Genomic DNA, 16,592 nt, shown 5'->3' with positions numbered 1-16,592 from the left:
CCTTGATATTAGTTACCTTCTCATGTCCTTGACCTTTTTTATGGGTATGTTGGCAACGAGCGCAGAAAGCACTGTGCCTTCACTTGTGTTTCTAGACTTGGTCATCTTTATCTCCAAGCCCTCCTCATCAATCTCTATGTAGCTTGAAATAGTCTTTATGAGTTCTTCCTTAATGCTCTCTAAAAATTTGTCTGAGCAGTTTGCCCTGTCATGTACCAGCACGAGTTTAAGTCGCTCTTTTGCTATGTTCTTGCTTGATTTAGAGTTTTTTCCAAAAAGCTTAAATAAATCCATCATAGTCAATTCACCCCTATCTAGCAAATCCAAACATTTTTTTAACCTTGCTGAGCATAGTCTCTTGTATGTCGAGGTCCATAAAAGGCACCTGCTGTCCTATTATCCTTTTTGCAATATTCCTATAGGCTTTGCCTGCAAGAGATTTCGCCTCCACAACCGCAGGCTCGCCCTTGTTTGTGGTTATAACAACATTCTCGTCATCCGGCACTACACCTATCAGTTCTATTGCCAGTATGTCTATAATGTCATTTATGTTCATCATGTCGCCGCGCTTTACCATCTCGTTTTTTATCCTGTTTACTATAAGCTGAGGATTTTCGACTTCGCTTGCTTCCAAAAGGCCTATGATCCTATCGGCGTCCCTTACTGCAGAAACCTCTGGGGTTGTAATTACTATGGCCTTGTCCGCGCCTGCAATTGCATTCTTAAAGCCCTGCTCTATTCCCGCCGGACAATCGATTATTACGTAGTCAAACATCTCCTTGAGATTTGAAGTAAGCTCCTTCATCTGATCCGGTGAAATTGCATCCTTATCCCTCGTCTGGGCAGCAGGAAGAAGAAAGAGTCCCTCGAACCTCTTGTCTTTTATGAGCGCCTGCTTGAGCTTGCATGAACCTTCAACTACATCTACTATATCATACACTATCCTATTTTCAAGCCCCATAACCACATCCAGGTTTCTAAGGCCTATATCCGCATCTACAACAGCCACTCTCTTGCCTTCAAGTGCAAGTGCCGTTCCAATATTTGCAGTGGTGGTGGTCTTGCCTACACCGCCTTTTCCAGAAGTTATGACTATTACTTCACCCATTAACTAGACCTCCTAATTATTTATATCTCTATTTCCTGTTGAGGCATGGTTCTATAATAATATAATTTTCCTTTATAAACGCTATTTCTGGAATATCTGGCTTATCTTCATGCTCCTCTTCCGGCGGTATTGCAATAGACTCGGCAATTCTAAGCTGCATGGGTTCCAGATTATTGGCCACCACAAAGGCTTCCCTGTTGCCGCCGGCTCCTGCATGAACCACTCCCCTTAGCGCTCCAATAACTACTACATTGCCGTCTGCAACGATATGAGCTCCGGGATTGACGTCCCCTATTATTACTATATTACCACTAAACTCCACTCTTTTTCCAGACCTAAGTGTCGATCTTATGAATTTTGTATCCCCGCTGGAAACATATTCGATTGCAAGCTGTCTTTCTTCCTCAGCAATCTGCATTCCCAACTCGCTTTCAATGTATTCCTTTAACATTATATACTCAACATCATCTACCCCGCCACAGTTGATCGCATATATCCTGGCCCCGTCAAAAAAACCGTTTGCTCCCTTTACCTTCGATCCGATGAGCTCCCTCGCAGTTTTATAGTCGCAATCGTTTCCGATGTTAATCACAAGACCGTTTTTAGTTCCCTTAAACTCAACTTTTTCTGTCTCGAGCATATTGATTCCCCCACAAATAAATATTGATTGCAAATCAAAGCTTATTGAGCCAAACCTCCGGAATAGTCGATTTTTTCCTGGCTGTAATCAGTCTCTAGCCCCATGTACTGGGCTATGACGTCTCTAGCTACTGGACCTCCATATCCTCCGTGTCCTCCCTGGAATATAAGCACAACTACTGCTATTTCCGGCTTGTCATACGGAGCAAATGAAACAAACCACGCAAAGTTGTCATATGTGTCCTTGAATCTATTTATGTCGCTAGTCTTGATTTTGGGGTTGAGCTTTTGTATGGCCGCTTTCAGATAGTAGTCTCTGTCGAGCTTCTCGTCTGAATTTTTTTCCAGAGTGTCTGCAAGCTTCATCACTTCGTCTTTTCCCACTCCAAAGCTCGAAAGATGAGAGAGCAGATATTGAGCCTCGTCCACCGCTGGTATCCTGCCGCTTTTTTGCGCCGTACCCGTCTTTCCGCCAACCTCCACCGGGAAATTCCCGAACGTACTGCTGGCTGTGCCTTCCTCGGTTACCTTCTTCATTCCTCTTTTTATGTGCTCGAGGTTTTCAGGGTCACTAAGTGGTATTTTAACGGATTCGCGCTTTATTTTTTCTATACTAAGTTTATCATAAGATTCTATTTTGTCTACGACCGTAACATTGTTTTTATACCCACCGTTAGTCAGCGTGGCTATATAGTTGGCCATCTGAATAGGAGAGTATGAGTTTTCGCCCTGTCCTATTGCAATATTGAAGCTGTCTCCCGTGCTCCACTTCGCCTGCGAAAAATAGTTGTACTTCATGATGTCTGTTATTTCGTTTATGCTGTCTTCTTTGACTTTGAGACTTCCAAGCCTTTTTATTATCTCGCCTCTGCTTGGGTTTTCCTCTGCCCAGCTTACCATAGTGTCTATGCGCTGCTTGTATTCAGATGGATTACTCTTGCTTGTAATGTCAGCAAAGGCATTTTCAAGCTTGCCCTCAAGCGTGCTCTCGAGCATTAGCTTTGTGTTTTTCAACTTATCTGAAGGATTGGGAACCTTGCCCGAAACCTCTTCGATTTGAATTCCCGTCTTCTCGTCAAGTCCGAGCAGCTTGGCATAGTAAAGTATATCCTCTATTCCCATCTCCACCGGCAGCGGCTTGTTGGCGCCGTAATCGAAACCTACGCTCAGGGAATAGAAGTAATAGTTGCAGGATACTTCCAGCGCCCTGTAGAGATCCGTAGGTCCATGGGTTCCCTTTCTCTCGTTCCAAATCCAGCACCCAAAGTTCCTGTTCCCCACCTTAATATAACCTCTGTCTGTTATCTTGTATTTCGGGCTGAGCCCCTTTTCAAGGCCTGCAAGTCCGGTAACCATTTTGAATACCGAACCTGGCTGAACCGTTGTCATTGTCGCAACATTATACAGAGGTCTTGGCGCCAGAGTATCGTTCTTGTTCTCAGGCTGGAGCTTTCCCATATCCTCGGATGATATTCCTGTGGCAAACAGATTCGGGTCAAATCCCGGATAACTCGCCATGGCAAGCACATCGCCCGTTTTGACATCAAGTGCTACAACAGCTCCCGAAGTGGCCTTGCTATACACCCTTTTGCTGTCACGAAGAGTTGAACTGCCCCACTTGCTCGTATAAACTCCGCCCTGCCTTATTTTAGCCAGCACATTTTTGAGCGATTCCTCAGCCTTTTTTTGAAGCTCCAAATCGATTGTAAGATATACAGAATCCCCCGGAACGGGTTCCTTCATTTCGAGTCTTTTAATAAGTCTTCCGGCGGCATCTACCTGCACCCGCTTGTAGCCGTTCTCGCCCTTGAGGCTTTCTTCATACTGCTTTTCAATGCCGCTCTTGCCTATAGTATCGCTTTGGCTGTAGCCCTTTTCCGTCACATATTTTTCTATCTCGTATGGCAGGGATATTTTCCCCATATATCCTATTATATGCGATGCCACTTCTCCGCTTGGGTAATACCGTACCGGCTTGACCTCGACGCTCACGCCCGCAAGCTCCATGCTCTTTTCCTCAATTTCGGCCACAGTCTTTTGAGACACGTCATAAGCCACCTCGACAGGCTGGTACTGAAGATAGCCCTTCGACTTGACAAGATCTCTTATTATCATGATCTTCCTGGCTTCGGCATCGCTATAGCCAGAAGGAAGCTCGTAATACTTTCTTATTCTTTCGAACGCCTTGGCTGCATCTACGCCTTTTTCCTTTTCAGTATCTATGTCATACCCGTATAGCCACTCTTTTTTCCTGACCTGCTCTGCGAACTGCCACTTCGAAACATATATTGGCGGATAATATCCGTTTTCGTTGAGCAGCTTTTGCAGCTCGAACTTGTCAATATTCCTTGATTCAGGAGATACTGCTCCGCTTGCTATAAGCGAATCCACGATGTAATAGAAGCTGTCCTTGGCATTATATGATTTTGGAATCCCGTTTTCCTCTTTCCAATCCCTTATCTTCTTGTCATATATAAACGAAAATCTACCGTTTTCCAAGACTATGGGGAATTCGTCTGCATATTTGTCGCCGTTCTTTTCGAGTATACCTATAATCCCGAGCGCTATGGAGTTCATGTTGTCTTTTACGACTTCATTTTTTGAAATCTGGACAGTAAAACTAGGCCTATTGCCTGCAATAAGCCTTCCGTACCTGTCCTTAATCTCACCCCTTGGCGCCTGGACCGTTATCTTTCTGAAAACTTTGTCTTGAGCCTGCTTGAAATAGTCTTCACCCTTGATTACGGTCATGAAAGAGAGCCTTAAAATAAGCGCGGCAAATATGCACATAAGCACCGTTTTTAAAATATCGAGTCTTTCTCTTTGTCTTTGCATCATAATAAATCACCTTAAAAATTCCGGCATATTAGTAAAAAGATATGCTTCTTTTTATCCTCTCATGGAACTTTATCAAAAAAGAATAAGCTGGTATTGCAATTGCACTGTTTAGCAGAGGGAAAACAACCATATTGCTCAATAGTATGCTGTATATGGAACCCTGCAGGTATTCTCCAAAAATCACAAGCTTGATACCTGAATATAAAACGCTTGCAAAACTTATAAGCACAAATACTGTGAATCTGCTATCCTTGAATATCTTGTCGCTTATGAAGCCATAAAGTTCCGATATAGCATACATGAAAAGCGCGCTCACTCCCAGAGTTGGCCCTACAAGCATGTCGCGTACCAGCCCGGCTATGATTCCGGCGCTCGATGCCGCTTTTTTGTCCATAGTTATTGCGCATATGCAAATATATATAAGGACAAAATCAGGTGCCACGCCGAATATTTTTAAATTGTTGAGTATACTGTTTTCCAAAATCACTATTGCAAACGATATGAACGTGGCATAAAATGCTCCCATGACAAACCTCACTATCTAATTCTTTCGGGGCTTATTACCATAACCTTGTCTATATTTTTGAAATCCACATAAGACTTTACCTTCACATTTTTCACCAGGCTTTTCTTGTCTTCCTCGACCTGCTGAATCTCGCCTATGGGTATGCCTTCCGTATACATTCCCAGACCAGATGTAACCAGTATGTCACCGGGTGAAACGTCATAATCCATGTCAAACATGTATCCTACAAGAAAGCCTTCGCTGTCTTCGAATGAGTCTACAGTTATATTCTTTCTGATAACACCCATGTAATCGGATTTTCTTAAAACCTTGAAGCTTACGGCTGACTTGTAGTTTATTATGGATATTGCCTTGGAATAGTTCTTTGAGACTTCATAGACTATCCCCGCAAGGCCGTCTCCTGTAAGCACTATGCTTTCATTTTCTATCCCATCGTTGCTTCCGGCATCTATTGTAAAACTTTCATACATGTTGCCGTCATTTTTTGCTATCACCTTCGTGCTCACGTATTTCTTGACGGGTACATTTTGCACGTAGTTGAGCGACCTTTTAAGATCGACAAGCTCACGGAGCTCTTCCTGCGACAGATCAAGCTCTATGACCTGCTTTTTAAGCTCCTGATTCTCTTTTTTAAGCCGCTCGAGCTCCTTCATGTTTTTTCCGTACGAAAAAATCCCGTTGGCATTCGTTCTTATGCCCGAAAAAAACCCACCTGTTGCCTTCTCCAGAGGCGAAAAAGCCTCTATTCCCACAGACGACATGAGTTTTGCCGCTTTGTTTCCGGACATGGAAAATGAAATAATTAAAATTAGAGTGATAGCTATTGCAACAATAGCTATCACTTCTTTGCCGGCTTTTTTCTTTTTATCATAAGCTTTATCATGACATCACCCAAACTATTTCTTTGTAGATATTAGCACTTTTCTAAGCGTATCTATTTCCTCGATGGCCTTGCCTGTGCCCAGGGCTACGCAATCCAAAGGATTCTCGGCTATTCTAACCGGCATATATGTCTCCTTGTTTACGAGTACATCGAGCCCTTTCAGCAGCGCTCCTCCGCCCGCAAGCAATATGCCGTTTGTCATAATATCTGCCGCAAGCTCTGGAGGAGTCCTCTCAAGCGTTGCCTTAATTGCATCGAGTATTACAGTCACAGGCTCTTTAAGCGCGCGCCTTATCTCCTCGGCATTGACCTCTATCGTCTTGGGAAGACCTTCGACAAGATCTCTTCCCCTTATAAACATGCTCTGCTGCTCTCCCTCGTATTCGTGAGCAGAACCTATTGTTATCTTGATTTCTTCGGCTGTCCTCTCGCCTATCATGAGACTGTATTCCTTCTTTATATAGCTCACTATAGCCTCATCAAATTCGTCTCCGCCTATCCTTACCGACTTTGCAGTTACAATTCCTCCAAGAGAAATCACTGCTATTTCAGTAGTTCCTCCGCCGATATCCACAACCATGTTGCCGGCAGGCTCTGCAACCTGAAGGCCTGCTCCTATTGCTGCCGCCATTGGCTCTTCAATAAGATAAACCTCTCTCGCTCCAGCCTGCATAGCAGCATCCTCGATGGCTCTTTTTTCCACCTGGGTCACCCCGTAAGGAATGCATACTACTATCCTTGGATTGAACATGCTTTTTTTAGGACTTGCCTTTTTTATGAAGTACTTGATCATGCTTTGTGTTATGTCAAAGTCAGCTATGACACCGTCCTTCATAGGTCTTATAGCGACTATATGCCCAGGCGTTCTGCCTATCATCTTCTTGGCCTCTTCGCCAACCTCAAGCACGTTCTTTCCGCTCTCCTCTATTGCAACAACGGAAGGCTCCCTGAGCACTATTCCCTTGCCCCTTAGGTATACAACCGTATTGGCTGTGCCAAGATCTATTCCCATATCATTAGTTTTTATGCTAAAAAGATTAAAACCGAACTTTCCAGTTCCTGATCTTTTTTTCCCTTTGCCATTCTTGTTTCCTCCCTAAATAAGTGAATGCTCCTTGAAGCTGTAATAAACGCCGTCACCAAGTATTATATGATCTAGTATCTTGATTCCAATCAGGCCGGAACATTCTAAGAGCCTCTTGGTGATATTTTTATCCTCTGCGCTGGGGTCTGGATTTCCTGAAGGATGGTTATGTATCAATACTATGCTGTTGGCACTTCTCCTGATGGGTTCTACAAAGACTTCCCTTGGATGGACTATTGACGAGTTGAGCGAACCAACTGAAACATCAGTATCGCATATGACTTCATTTTTAGTATTGAGCATGACTACCTTGAATATTTCTTTTTTGAGATAACGCATTTCCTCCATGTATATCCTGGAAATGTCTTCAGGATGTGTTATCCTTGGCCTGTGTCCCATTGATGATTTCGAGAGTCTTTTGCCCAGCTCAAGTGCCGCTACAATCTGGCAGGCCTTCGCGTTGCCAACGCCCTTTACCTTGCTGAGCTCCTCTATGCTTATGTTGTAAAGGCTCCTAATGCCCTCCTTGTCCATGTTAACAATGCGCCTTGCCAAATCCAGAGCCGATACATTCTTGCTACCCGTCCGTATCAGTATGGCGACAAGCTCGGCATTAGTCAGGCTTTCGGGTCCTTTAACAGTAAGTTTTTCTCTTGGTCTCTCAGATTCGGCCATTTCATTAATCATCAAACTGGTTTTTGTATCCACGGCGTTTTCCTCCTTTGAATTATATAACATTTTCAAAAAAATAATAGGGTGCGTGCGAAAATATTATCCGCAGGCCTCCTATAGTTATACCCATCCAGTTGCTATTTCTTCCTCATTTTGGTTTTTGCCTGCAGCAAAAAAGACATCTTTGCTCACTAGATGTCTTTTTGATCGCCATGCCATATGAAATTGCCCAGTCCCTCTTTTTTGAGCACTTCGTAGAGTCTTGATATCGGAAGACCAACCACATTGTTGTAGTCACCCTCAATCTTTTCCACCAGAAGCGCCCCAAGGCCTTGTATGCCGTATGCTCCGGCCTTGTCATACGGCTCACCGGTGCCTATATAGGCCCAGATCTCCTCGCCGCTTATGCTTTTCATGTATACGGAGGTTTCCTCGCAAAACACTTCGCTTTTGCCTCTGCCGACAACCGCGACGCCTGTGCAGACCTTATGTCTCTTGCCACTGAGCATGGACAGCATGTTGAATGCATCTTCAGCGCTCTGCGGCTTGCCAAGAACCCTGCCTCCGTATGCGACAACCGTATCAGCGCCTATAACAACGCAATCCTCGTCAATTTTGCCCTTAACCGCGAGAGCTTTTTTAAGCGCAAGCTGCTTTACGACTTCGCAAGGCTCCATTTCATTTTCAAGCGTTTCATCTACTTCCTCAACCACTATTTCAAATTCCAAGCCCATCTGACCGAGCAGTTCCCTTCTTCGCGGGGAGGCTGAAGCCAGTATTATCCTATTCATAATCCCTCCAGCTGCTATCCATTTGACTTTTCAACTGCTGCGTTCTTTTTTTCCTGGGCAATTCTTACCTTTTCAGTCTTTTCCAAATTTCCCGATATAGCGCCCGTAGGGCACTTTACCACACAAATATGACACTGCTTGCATTTTACATAGTCTATTACAGCCAGCTTGTCAATGACATGCACCGCATCAAACGGACATACCTTCTGGCATATCCCGCACCCTATGCAGCCTACCTTGCACTTGTCCTTTACATCCTTTCCAAACTCATGGCTGTTGCACTCGACTATTACCTCCTGCTTGTATGGCACCCACTTTATTATGCTCTTCGGGCACTGTTCCAGGCACTTGCCGCAAGCCACACACTTTTCCTTGTCTATTACTGCAATCCCGTCCACAATTGATATGGCATCAAAGTCGCATACATTCTTGCAGGTGCCAAAGCCCAGGCAGCCAAAGCTGCAGGCTTTCTGGCCGTTGTTTGCAAGCACGGCCGCCTTGCAGTCATGTATCCCCTGGTAGTCAGCCTTCTGCAGTGCGCTATTGCAGTCGCCCCTGCATATCACGTGCGCCACGCGTTTTTCCGCTGCATCAGCCTGCACTCCCATTATTAACGCTATAGCGCTTGCCGTCTCAGCTCCGCCTACAGGGCATGCATTTACAGCGGCCTCCCCGTTTGCTATGGCCTGCGCAAGCGCTGCGCATCCCGGCAGTCCGCAGCCGCCGCAATTTGCGCCCGGGAGAGCGTTGTTGATTGCCTCAATTTTCGGGTCGGTCTCCACAGCAAACTTCTTGGAAGCATAGGCAAGCACCACACCAAAGAAAAGTCCCATGGAACCAAGACCAACTACTGTTTTCAATATATCATTCAAGTGCAATCCCTCCTATACTAGTCCGATGAAGCCCAGGAAAGCTATAGACATGAGCCCGGCTGTTATAAGTGCTATAGGAAATCCTTTGAAGGCAGCGGGAACATCTGAAATTTCCAGTCTCTCCCTTATTCCGGCAAAGAGCACTATTGCAAGCGTAAAGCCTATGGCCGCGCCTGCGCCGTTTATGACTGTCTCCACAAGTCCGTAATCACTTTGCACGTTCAGTATTGCTACGCCTAGAACTGCGCAGTTAGTAGTGATAAGCGGCAAAAATACGCCGAGTGCCTGGTATAGAGTAGGACTCATCTTCTGGATAACCATCTCCACGAACTGAACAAGTGAAGCTATTACAAGTATGAATGCAATGGTCTGCATGAATTCTATGTCCAGCTTTACAAGAAGCCTTTGAACAAAATACGTTATAAGCGAGGCCAGTGTCATTACAAATGTAACAGCCATACCCATGCCAAGAGCAGTTTCCACTTTTTTAGAAACACCGAGAAATGGACATATTCCGAGGAATCTTGACATTACGAAGTTATTTACAAGTATCGAGCTAAGTAGTATTATGAATATTTTCATGCTTTCACCTCTCTTAGTATGTCTACCTTGCAGAAGTCAGCTTCTTGAATCCTGCCAATAGTATCCCCAGAGCAATAAACGCTCCGGGCGGAAGTATCATTATGAGCGCAGGCTTGTAACCGCTGCCAAAAACCATTTGCCCAAATACCGTGCCGTTTCCGAACAGCTCCCTTACACAGCCCAGTAGCGTAAGCGCCAATGCGAATCCAAGACCCATGGCAAGCCCGTCTGCAACAGATGCGCCAGGATTATTTTTCGAGGCGAAGCTCTCGGCTCTTGCAAGTATCAGACAGTTTACTACTATCAGCGGTATGAAAAGACCGAGCGCCTCATCAAGCGAAGGCAGATAAGCCTTTATCAGCATGCCTACGAGAGTGACAAACGTTGCTATTACAACTACATATGCCGGTATTCTGACCTTTGAAGGTATCAGCTTCCTTATCAGCGATATTGCAAAATTTGAGCATAAAAGCACGGCGGTAGTCGCAAGCCCCATACCAAGGCCGTTCTCAGCCGATGTTGTAACCGCCAGGGTGGGACACATTCCAAGCACCTGTGCAAACACAGGGTTTTCATTTACAAGACCGTTCCTAAAAATCTTACCTAGTTTCAAGATACCACCTCCAGCTACTTATTGATTTCAAGCACTGCTTTTGCAGCTTCGTTGATTCCCGTTGTAACAGCCCTTGATGTTATAGTCGCTCCCGATATTGCAACAACTTCGTTTTCCTTGGGTTGGCCGCTTTTTATGACTTCTGCCGGCACGTTTGTCTTCATACCCTGATACTGATCCTTGAATTCACCGCTGGCCTTACTTCCAAGCCCCGGCGTTTCTGTATGGGTTCCTATGCTAACTCCGGAAATGCTCCCATCCAGGTTGATGCCCACTATGACTTCAACAGTACCCGAGTATCCAACCGGCAGAGTCCTTGCAACGTATCCCTTGATATCAGATCCGCTGTATCCTTCATAAACCTCACTAACTATGTCCGAGCCAAAATCAACGCCCTCAATCTTTTTAAATTCAGAAGCCTCAGGCAGGACTGCCTGTCTCGACTGTTTGCCTGCCTCTTCGCTTTTTTGCTCAATAAGCGGCGCTGTGATCTGATTCGTATAGCTAAGCACCAGCGCTGATATTGACGCTACAATAAAAAGCACTAGTCCCAGCCTCAACATTTCCTTCATTATTTAGCCACCTCCCCGAACACCTTAGGAGTTGTATACCTTTCGATAAGAGGAGTGGCCACGTTCATTAATATTATCGAATATGAAACACCTTCTGGATATCCTCCATAGAGCCTTATTACAGTAGTCAGCACTCCGCAGCCTACCGCATATACTATCTGGCCTTTTTGCGTTACCGGCGACGTCGAGTAGTCAGTAGCCATGAAAACAGCTCCTATTACAAGTCCTCCCGCAAACAGGTGAAACAGCATGTAGCTAAAATCGAAGCCTCCAAGCAGCAGCGTCAGTATAGCCACGGTCCCCATGTAATATGCGGGAATTATGTATGTTATGACGCCTCTATAGAGCAAGTATGCTCCACCAATCAGCAAGAGCACGACAGATGTTTCTCCTACGCAGCCTCCCACGTTGCCCATGAAAAGGTCCTTGAGGCTGGCGGCAGCCATGGCCGCTTCCTTGCCCTGCTCGCTCAGAATGCCAAGCGGAGTTGCACTTGAAACGGCATCCGCCCCAGGATTCACCCACGATGTCATCTGCACCGGCCAGGATGCAAGAAGAACTGCCCTGGCAGCAAGCGCCGGATTCATGAAATTGTGGCCTATTCCTCCAAAGAGCTGCTTTACAACTATTATTGCAAACAGAGAACCCACTACAGTAAGCCACCACGGGGCATTGGGCGGAAGGTGAAGGGCCAGAAGCAGTCCCGTTACTACCGCTGAAAGGTCTCCTACCGTAACCTTTCTACCGGACATTTTTTGAAAAATCGCCTCAGCCGCTACTGCTGCCAATATGGCCGGCACTATTACTACTACTGCGCCCATCCTGAAAAAGTAAAGCGCACCCAGCGTTGCCGGTATAAGAGCTATTATCACGTCCCTCATTATATGCGAAGTAGTCGTGTTTGAAACAATATGCGGAGACGATGAAATCGTCAATTTGTTTTCCATGATCCTTCCTCCCTGCTACCTATTTTGCTTTCTTCTGCTTGCAATTATTTCACGCTTCGCCACCCTGATAGACTGGAGCAGCGGCCTCTTCGACGGGCATATAAATGAGCACGATCCGCACTCTATGCAGTCCATGGCCTTGTATTCCTCCGCTTTCTTGTAGTCATACTTTAGCGAATGTGCGCTGATGTAAAGAGGCTGCAGATTCACAGGACATACGGTGAAGCATCGTCCGCACCTTATGCAGTTTTCAGACTCCGGTATTTTGGCTTCGGCCTTCGTAAGGCACAGTATGCCTGAAGTTCCCTTTGTCACAGGTATTTGGACGCTGCTTTGCGCAAGTCCCATCATAGGTCCGCCCGATATGACCTTAGCCGGCTCTTCCTTAAAGCCTCCGCACTCCTCAATCAATTCGCTATAGAGAGTCCCAATCCTCACTATCAAGTTCTGAGGACTATTTACTGCTCCACCAGTGACTGTGGTTATCCTCTCAATCGATGGCATGCCTGTTTTTATAGTTCTGGCTATTTGCGCCGCCGTGGCCACATTGTTAACTACAACGCCCACATCCATTGGCAAGCCACCGGATGGAACCATCCTGCCGGTACATGCATATATAAGCTGCTTTTCAGCACCTTGCGGATACTTGGTCTTTAGCAAGACTATGTTTATGTCCTCATCAGGCATTATTTCGCCTGTCATGCCTTTAAGGACGTCCTTCTTGTTGTCCTCTATTCCTATATAAGCCTTGCTTATTCCAAGCGCCTTCATTATAGCCCTGGCGCCTTCAATCACATCCTCCGGCGTTTCAAGCATGAGTCTGTGATCTGCAGTCAGATACGGTTCACATTCAGCCCCGTTTAGCACTACAACATCCACATTTTTTTCTTCCGGCGGCGAAAGCTTTACGTGAGTTGGAAAAGCCGCCCCGCCCATGCCGGCAATGCCAGCCTCCTTTATAATCCCGACAAGCTCTTCCCGTGAAAGCCCGGTCAGGTCTCCTTTAGGAACTACGCTCTCATGCAATTCGTCCTTGAAGTCATTTTCAATCACCACGCAAAGCACCTTTGTTCCACCCTGCAAAGGCATCTCTTTGAGCGCCTGCACAGTTCCCGATACAGATGAATGCACGGGTATCGACACGAAGCCCTGCGCTTCGCCTATTTTCTGCCCCACCTTTACATACTCACCCTTGCTTACTACAGGCACACACGGAGCCCCGATGTGCTGCAGCAAAGGTATATATACGACACCCGGAGGCTTTGCCTTTGTTGCCGGCATGTTCTCAGTCTGCTTTTTCCTGTGCGGCGGATGTATTCCTCCCTTGAATGTGAAAAGCTGCATATTATTATCCTCCTTGTGGAAAATCTCAAAATAGCAATTTATAAAGACCGTATTTCTCTCTAATTTTCCTTAAAGTATATCACAAAGGACATCTTCTTTATTCTTAATTAATTTATTAACGTATATGCTTGTTCTCAATCATATTATTTTATTTAAGCAGAAAAATTTATTTTTTATGTTCGCCAGGATATCGTTTTCATATTTCAATGTTTTTTTTGTGTCGAAAAAATGCATTCCACGCCCTCTTTCTAATATTTAGTCTTTTCTTGAGGGGTTGCATGCTAAAAAAACAAAAACAGTCTATTGTATTCAGTATATTGTGAACTTTTTTTAACAATCTGACTTCTGACTTTGAGAATGCTTCACATTATTTCCTCAATAAAAAAAGACACCAGGAAACACCTGATGCCTTTATGTCGTATTCGTATGGGATTTTTCTGCTTTATTTGTGAAGTTCATATGTACTTGGCTGTTTTGCTTAGTTGCCTATCCTCTTTGCCCACTTGTACGTTTCACTGTAAAACCCGCTTTTGAGGTCAGAAACTATAACTTTACCCTTGGCCGAGGATGCATGTGCAAACATTCCATTGCCTACGTATATCCCGGCATGGTTGACTTTGCCGCTTCTGTCAGTTGTGAAGAACACCAGGTCTCCTACCGCAAGATTCGATTTTTCAACGGTCGTTCCAACCGTGCTCTGAGCTGTTGAGTTGTGCGGCAGCTCTGTTCCTGCTGCGCTTTTGTACACGTATCTTGTGAATCCTGAGCAGTCGAAAGTGCTTGGGCCGGATGCGCCCCATACATACTTTTTCCCAAGAAGATTAAGCGCGTAGCTTGAAATTCCGCTTCTTCCTTCTCCCCTTGAAACAACTGCCGTCTGCTGCGTTTGTGAGCTTAGCGCAGGTACGTCTACATATGTTGCATATATGTACGCTGTTTTTCCGTCAAACATTACCCTGTACCAGTCCCCTGATTTTTCAATTACGCTTAGCTGCTTGCCCTTGCTCAAGCTTTCCAGTATGCCGCTTTGAGTGTTTGCTTCCTGCCTTGCATTCACTTTGTCAGCATTGACACAGCCGTCTATACCTTCCTTTACTATCCCCGCATAAGCGCTGCTTATCCAGCCTTCATTTCCATCAGAAAGCCTAACCTGATACCAATCCTGCTGCTTTGAAATTATAAGAACTTCATTGTTGTTGTAGAGTTTAGAAATTACAGTAGATGAAACCGAAGCTTCTTTTCTGACGTTAAGCGCAGTAGCCTGCACTTTTCCGATGCTGAATGGTTGCGCGAATACGCTGGAGCTGCCCAAACCCAGGGCTATTAAGATAGCAAAAAAGGCCCCAATTTTTTTAATCATTTGTAGCCTCCCTTTAATTAGTGGTGCGAGCGAAGGGGGTCGAACCCTTACTTCCCTACGAAAACAGACCCCTCAAGCCTGCGCGTCTGCCAATTCCGCCACGCTCGCACATATTCAATTTTTAAGAAGCTCAAAACTTAGAGCCTGCAGCGGTTCGTGCCCGCCAACAATATTTATTATAAATACTTACAGGCTCTATGTCAACCTTTTTTATTGATTTTCTATTACAAGATCTTCTATCCCACTGTAAACGTTGAATTTGGAGGGCCTGAGAGCCCCCGAAATTCTAGAGTTGACTACAACACTGTTTTTTTTCATAACAAGCCCAAGGTAGGGAGTCTTGCTGTTATATAAGCTTTGCAACTTGCCAGTTTTTTCGCTTTTCTCACTTTCTGCAATGCTGTTTTCAATACCACTAATAAGGATGTCTGCATTGGGATCCGAGAATCCCATGAAATTCCCTCCACCCTGTGTGCCTATCACATAGCCGAGTTGCCCTGTGGCTGGAAGCTTGTAGCCTGCAAGTGCCATCTCGTAATTGCCCGATTTCAAATCTTGGCTGTACTCCTCCCATGGCTTTTCTACAATCTCTATCTCCAGGCCTGCATCAGCCAGATTCTTTTTGATCAAAGACGCAGCTTTGACTCTCTGCTCGTTTTCGCTGTTTACAAGCAAACTTATAACAACTTTCTTGTCCGGATTTTTTTTGAAATACGCCTTTGTACTTTCCGGAGCATATTTGTATGCACTTGATTTCTTGTCTTTGCTGCCGCTTTTGGGTATGAGCGGCATATCCGCAACTTCGACAGCACCCATATATGCTTCATCGGCAATCTTTTGCCTGTCTACGGCGCTAGCCATAGCATTTCTAAAGGCCTCATCGGCAAAGCTGCCTTTTCCCAGATTAAATGCCAGTATATCAAAACTATAGTTGAAATAGTCGTATACATTTATTCCAAGCTTTCCGTACTTTTTGTCATAGTACTGCTCGTCATTATAGAAATCTATCTCCTGTGACTGGAAGTATTCCTTCTGTGCCTGGGCGTCAGGGACTATAACTATGCTTACTTTCTCCACCGACGGCTTTTTACCATAATAGCCCTCAAAGCTCTTTAACTTTATTTTTTTCTTTTATTGAACTCCGATATTTCATACATGCCGCAACCTGTCATATTGTTTTTATCAAGCATAAGCTGCTCCTTTGAAAGCCCTGAGAGCTTGTGCTTTGGCACAATCGGGAAAAAAAGATTTTCAATTTGCTCAGTGCCCGGCTTTACAAACTCAATGTCTATGCCTCTATCGCCATTTTCCTGAACAGCCTTTATGCTAGATGCAAAAATATAGTACGGGCTCTCCGGCATTGACTTTATGAGCTCTACTGTAAATTTGACATCAGCGGCAGAAAGGTCCCTGCCATCATGCCACTTGACTCCGTCTTTGAGGCTTATTGCAACAGCACTCCTGCTCTCATCCCAGCTGTAGCTTTCGGCTATGGCGGCCTGGACTTCCCCGCTTGAGTCAATTTCAAAAAGTCCGTCATGCACAAGGTTCAGAGCCTGACTTACCGATTCATTGTGAGTGAGCAGCGGATTTATGGTGTTAAACGATATTACCGAAATATTGAGTTCGTCGCCGCTTACAGCCGCCGCCGAGCCACCTCCAGCGCCATCATCATTGCCGGCGCCTCCCTGCTGCTGGCATGCAGCCGAAAGCACGCAGGCCGCCACAATAATAATTGTAAGGAATAATTTTCTCATTGGA

Annotated in this window: 16 protein-coding genes, 1 tRNA gene and 1 pseudogene; all 18 read right to left on the bottom strand. The window is 45.2% G+C overall.

The window, feature by feature from the left end; translation table 11 throughout:
• Positions 1-12: 12 nt before the first annotated feature.
• The 18 genes and pseudogenes from minE to EAL2_RS15900 all read right to left on the bottom strand — a co-directional run bounded on the left by minE (position 13) and on the right by EAL2_RS15900 (position 16,588).
• Entirely contained in the window at positions 13-297 is a 285-nt protein-coding gene (gene minE / locus EAL2_RS05775; RefSeq protein ID WP_025435456.1) for a cell division topological specificity factor MinE, read from the bottom strand.
• 13 nt (positions 298-310) lie between these two features.
• Complete coding sequence (gene minD, locus EAL2_RS05770; RefSeq protein ID WP_025435455.1) at positions 311-1,108, bottom strand: septum site-determining protein MinD; 798 nt, start codon at positions 1,106-1,108, stop codon at positions 311-313.
• 28 nt (positions 1,109-1,136) lie between these two features.
• Positions 1,137-1,748 carry a septum site-determining protein MinC gene (gene minC / locus EAL2_RS05765; protein ID WP_025435454.1) on the bottom strand — a complete coding sequence of 204 codons (612 nt, stop codon included), beginning with the start codon at positions 1,746-1,748 and terminating at the stop codon, positions 1,137-1,139.
• 41 nt (positions 1,749-1,789) lie between these two features.
• On the bottom strand, positions 1,790-4,585 hold the full coding sequence (locus EAL2_RS05760) for a penicillin-binding transpeptidase domain-containing protein (protein ID WP_051489091.1): 2,796 nt from the start codon (positions 4,583-4,585) through the stop codon (positions 1,790-1,792).
• A 28-nt stretch (positions 4,586-4,613) separates the two neighbouring features.
• Positions 4,614-5,111 (bottom strand): rod shape-determining protein MreD, encoded by a 498-nt coding sequence (gene mreD / locus EAL2_RS05755; protein WP_025435452.1) that lies wholly within the window; start codon positions 5,109-5,111, stop codon positions 4,614-4,616.
• Between the two features lie 11 nt (positions 5,112-5,122).
• Complete coding sequence (gene mreC / locus EAL2_RS05750) at positions 5,123-5,953, bottom strand: rod shape-determining protein MreC (protein ID WP_025435451.1); 831 nt, start codon at positions 5,951-5,953, stop codon at positions 5,123-5,125.
• A 54-nt stretch (positions 5,954-6,007) separates the two neighbouring features.
• Positions 6,008-7,021, bottom strand: a complete 1,014-nt coding sequence (locus tag EAL2_RS05745) for a rod shape-determining protein (RefSeq protein ID WP_158408928.1) — start codon at positions 7,019-7,021, stop codon at positions 6,008-6,010.
• 69 nt (positions 7,022-7,090) lie between these two features.
• Positions 7,091-7,753 carry a RadC family protein gene (gene radC, locus EAL2_RS05740; protein WP_025435449.1) on the bottom strand — a complete coding sequence of 221 codons (663 nt, stop codon included), beginning with the start codon at positions 7,751-7,753 and terminating at the stop codon, positions 7,091-7,093.
• A gap of 188 nt (positions 7,754-7,941) precedes the next feature.
• Positions 7,942-8,541, bottom strand: a complete 600-nt coding sequence (locus EAL2_RS05735; RefSeq protein WP_025435448.1) for a Maf family protein — start codon at positions 8,539-8,541, stop codon at positions 7,942-7,944.
• A gap of 14 nt (positions 8,542-8,555) precedes the next feature.
• Positions 8,556-9,413 (bottom strand): RnfABCDGE type electron transport complex subunit B, encoded by an 858-nt coding sequence (locus tag EAL2_RS05730; RefSeq protein ID WP_025435447.1) that lies wholly within the window; start codon positions 9,411-9,413, stop codon positions 8,556-8,558.
• 12 nt (positions 9,414-9,425) lie between these two features.
• A complete protein-coding gene (gene rsxA, locus EAL2_RS05725; RefSeq protein ID WP_025435446.1) occupies positions 9,426-9,995 on the bottom strand; it encodes an electron transport complex subunit RsxA in 570 nt (189 codons plus the stop codon).
• A 22-nt stretch (positions 9,996-10,017) separates the two neighbouring features.
• Complete coding sequence (gene rsxE, locus EAL2_RS05720) at positions 10,018-10,608, bottom strand: electron transport complex subunit RsxE (RefSeq protein WP_025435445.1); 591 nt, start codon at positions 10,606-10,608, stop codon at positions 10,018-10,020.
• Between the two features lie 14 nt (positions 10,609-10,622).
• Positions 10,623-11,180, bottom strand: coding sequence for an RnfABCDGE type electron transport complex subunit G (locus tag EAL2_RS05715; protein ID WP_025435444.1), 558 nt, complete (start codon positions 11,178-11,180; stop codon positions 10,623-10,625).
• Positions 11,180-12,127, bottom strand: a complete 948-nt coding sequence (locus tag EAL2_RS05710) for an RnfABCDGE type electron transport complex subunit D (protein ID WP_025435443.1) — start codon at positions 12,125-12,127, stop codon at positions 11,180-11,182. The genes EAL2_RS05715 and EAL2_RS05710 overlap by 1 nt, the downstream gene beginning before the upstream one ends.
• Positions 12,128-12,142: 15 nt before the next feature.
• Positions 12,143-13,471 (bottom strand): electron transport complex subunit RsxC, encoded by a 1,329-nt coding sequence (gene rsxC / locus EAL2_RS05705; protein ID WP_025435442.1) that lies wholly within the window; start codon positions 13,469-13,471, stop codon positions 12,143-12,145.
• Positions 13,472-13,949: 478 nt separating this feature from the next.
• Positions 13,950-14,831, bottom strand: coding sequence for a C40 family peptidase (locus EAL2_RS05700; protein ID WP_025435441.1), 882 nt, complete (start codon positions 14,829-14,831; stop codon positions 13,950-13,952).
• A 21-nt stretch (positions 14,832-14,852) separates the two neighbouring features.
• Positions 14,853-14,939, bottom strand: a tRNA-Leu gene (locus EAL2_RS05695).
• Between the two features lie 102 nt (positions 14,940-15,041).
• Positions 15,042-16,588: pseudogene (locus EAL2_RS15900) on the bottom strand (ABC transporter substrate-binding protein).
• Positions 16,589-16,592 lie beyond the last annotated feature (4 nt).

The sequence above is a fragment of the Peptoclostridium acidaminophilum DSM 3953 genome (genome assembly GCF_000597865.1).
GTDB classification, from domain to species: domain Bacteria; phylum Bacillota; class Clostridia; order Peptostreptococcales; family Peptostreptococcaceae; genus Peptoclostridium_A; species Peptoclostridium_A acidaminophilum.
The sequence above is the reverse complement of the archived record's forward strand: the minus strand, read 5'-3'. Positions and strand labels throughout refer to the sequence as shown.

Coding starts and splice junctions, on each gene's coding strand:
- minD (WP_025435455.1), bottom strand. CDS start 1,108: ATGGGTGAAGTAATAGTCATAACTTCTGGAAAAGGCGGTGTAGGCAAG.
- radC (WP_025435449.1), bottom strand. CDS start 7,753: ATGGCCGAATCTGAGAGACCAAGAGAAAAACTTACTGTTAAAGGACCC.
- EAL2_RS05700 (WP_025435441.1), bottom strand. CDS start 14,831: ATGATTAAAAAAATTGGGGCCTTTTTTGCTATCTTAATAGCCCTGGGT.
- minC (WP_025435454.1), bottom strand. CDS start 1,748: ATGCTCGAGACAGAAAAAGTTGAGTTTAAGGGAACTAAAAACGGTCTT.
- EAL2_RS05735 (WP_025435448.1), bottom strand. CDS start 8,541: ATGAATAGGATAATACTGGCTTCAGCCTCCCCGCGAAGAAGGGAACTG.
- rsxA (WP_025435446.1), bottom strand. CDS start 9,995: ATGAAAATATTCATAATACTACTTAGCTCGATACTTGTAAATAACTTC.
- mreD (WP_025435452.1), bottom strand. CDS start 5,111: ATGGGAGCATTTTATGCCACGTTCATATCGTTTGCAATAGTGATTTTG.
- EAL2_RS05715 (WP_025435444.1), bottom strand. CDS start 11,180: ATGAAGGAAATGTTGAGGCTGGGACTAGTGCTTTTTATTGTAGCGTCA.
- rsxC (WP_025435442.1), bottom strand. CDS start 13,471: ATGCAGCTTTTCACATTCAAGGGAGGAATACATCCGCCGCACAGGAAA.
- EAL2_RS05710 (WP_025435443.1), bottom strand. CDS start 12,127: ATGGAAAACAAATTGACGATTTCATCGTCTCCGCATATTGTTTCAAAC.
- minE (WP_025435456.1), bottom strand. CDS start 297: ATGATGGATTTATTTAAGCTTTTTGGAAAAAACTCTAAATCAAGCAAG.
- EAL2_RS05760 (WP_051489091.1), bottom strand. CDS start 4,585: ATGATGCAAAGACAAAGAGAAAGACTCGATATTTTAAAAACGGTGCTT.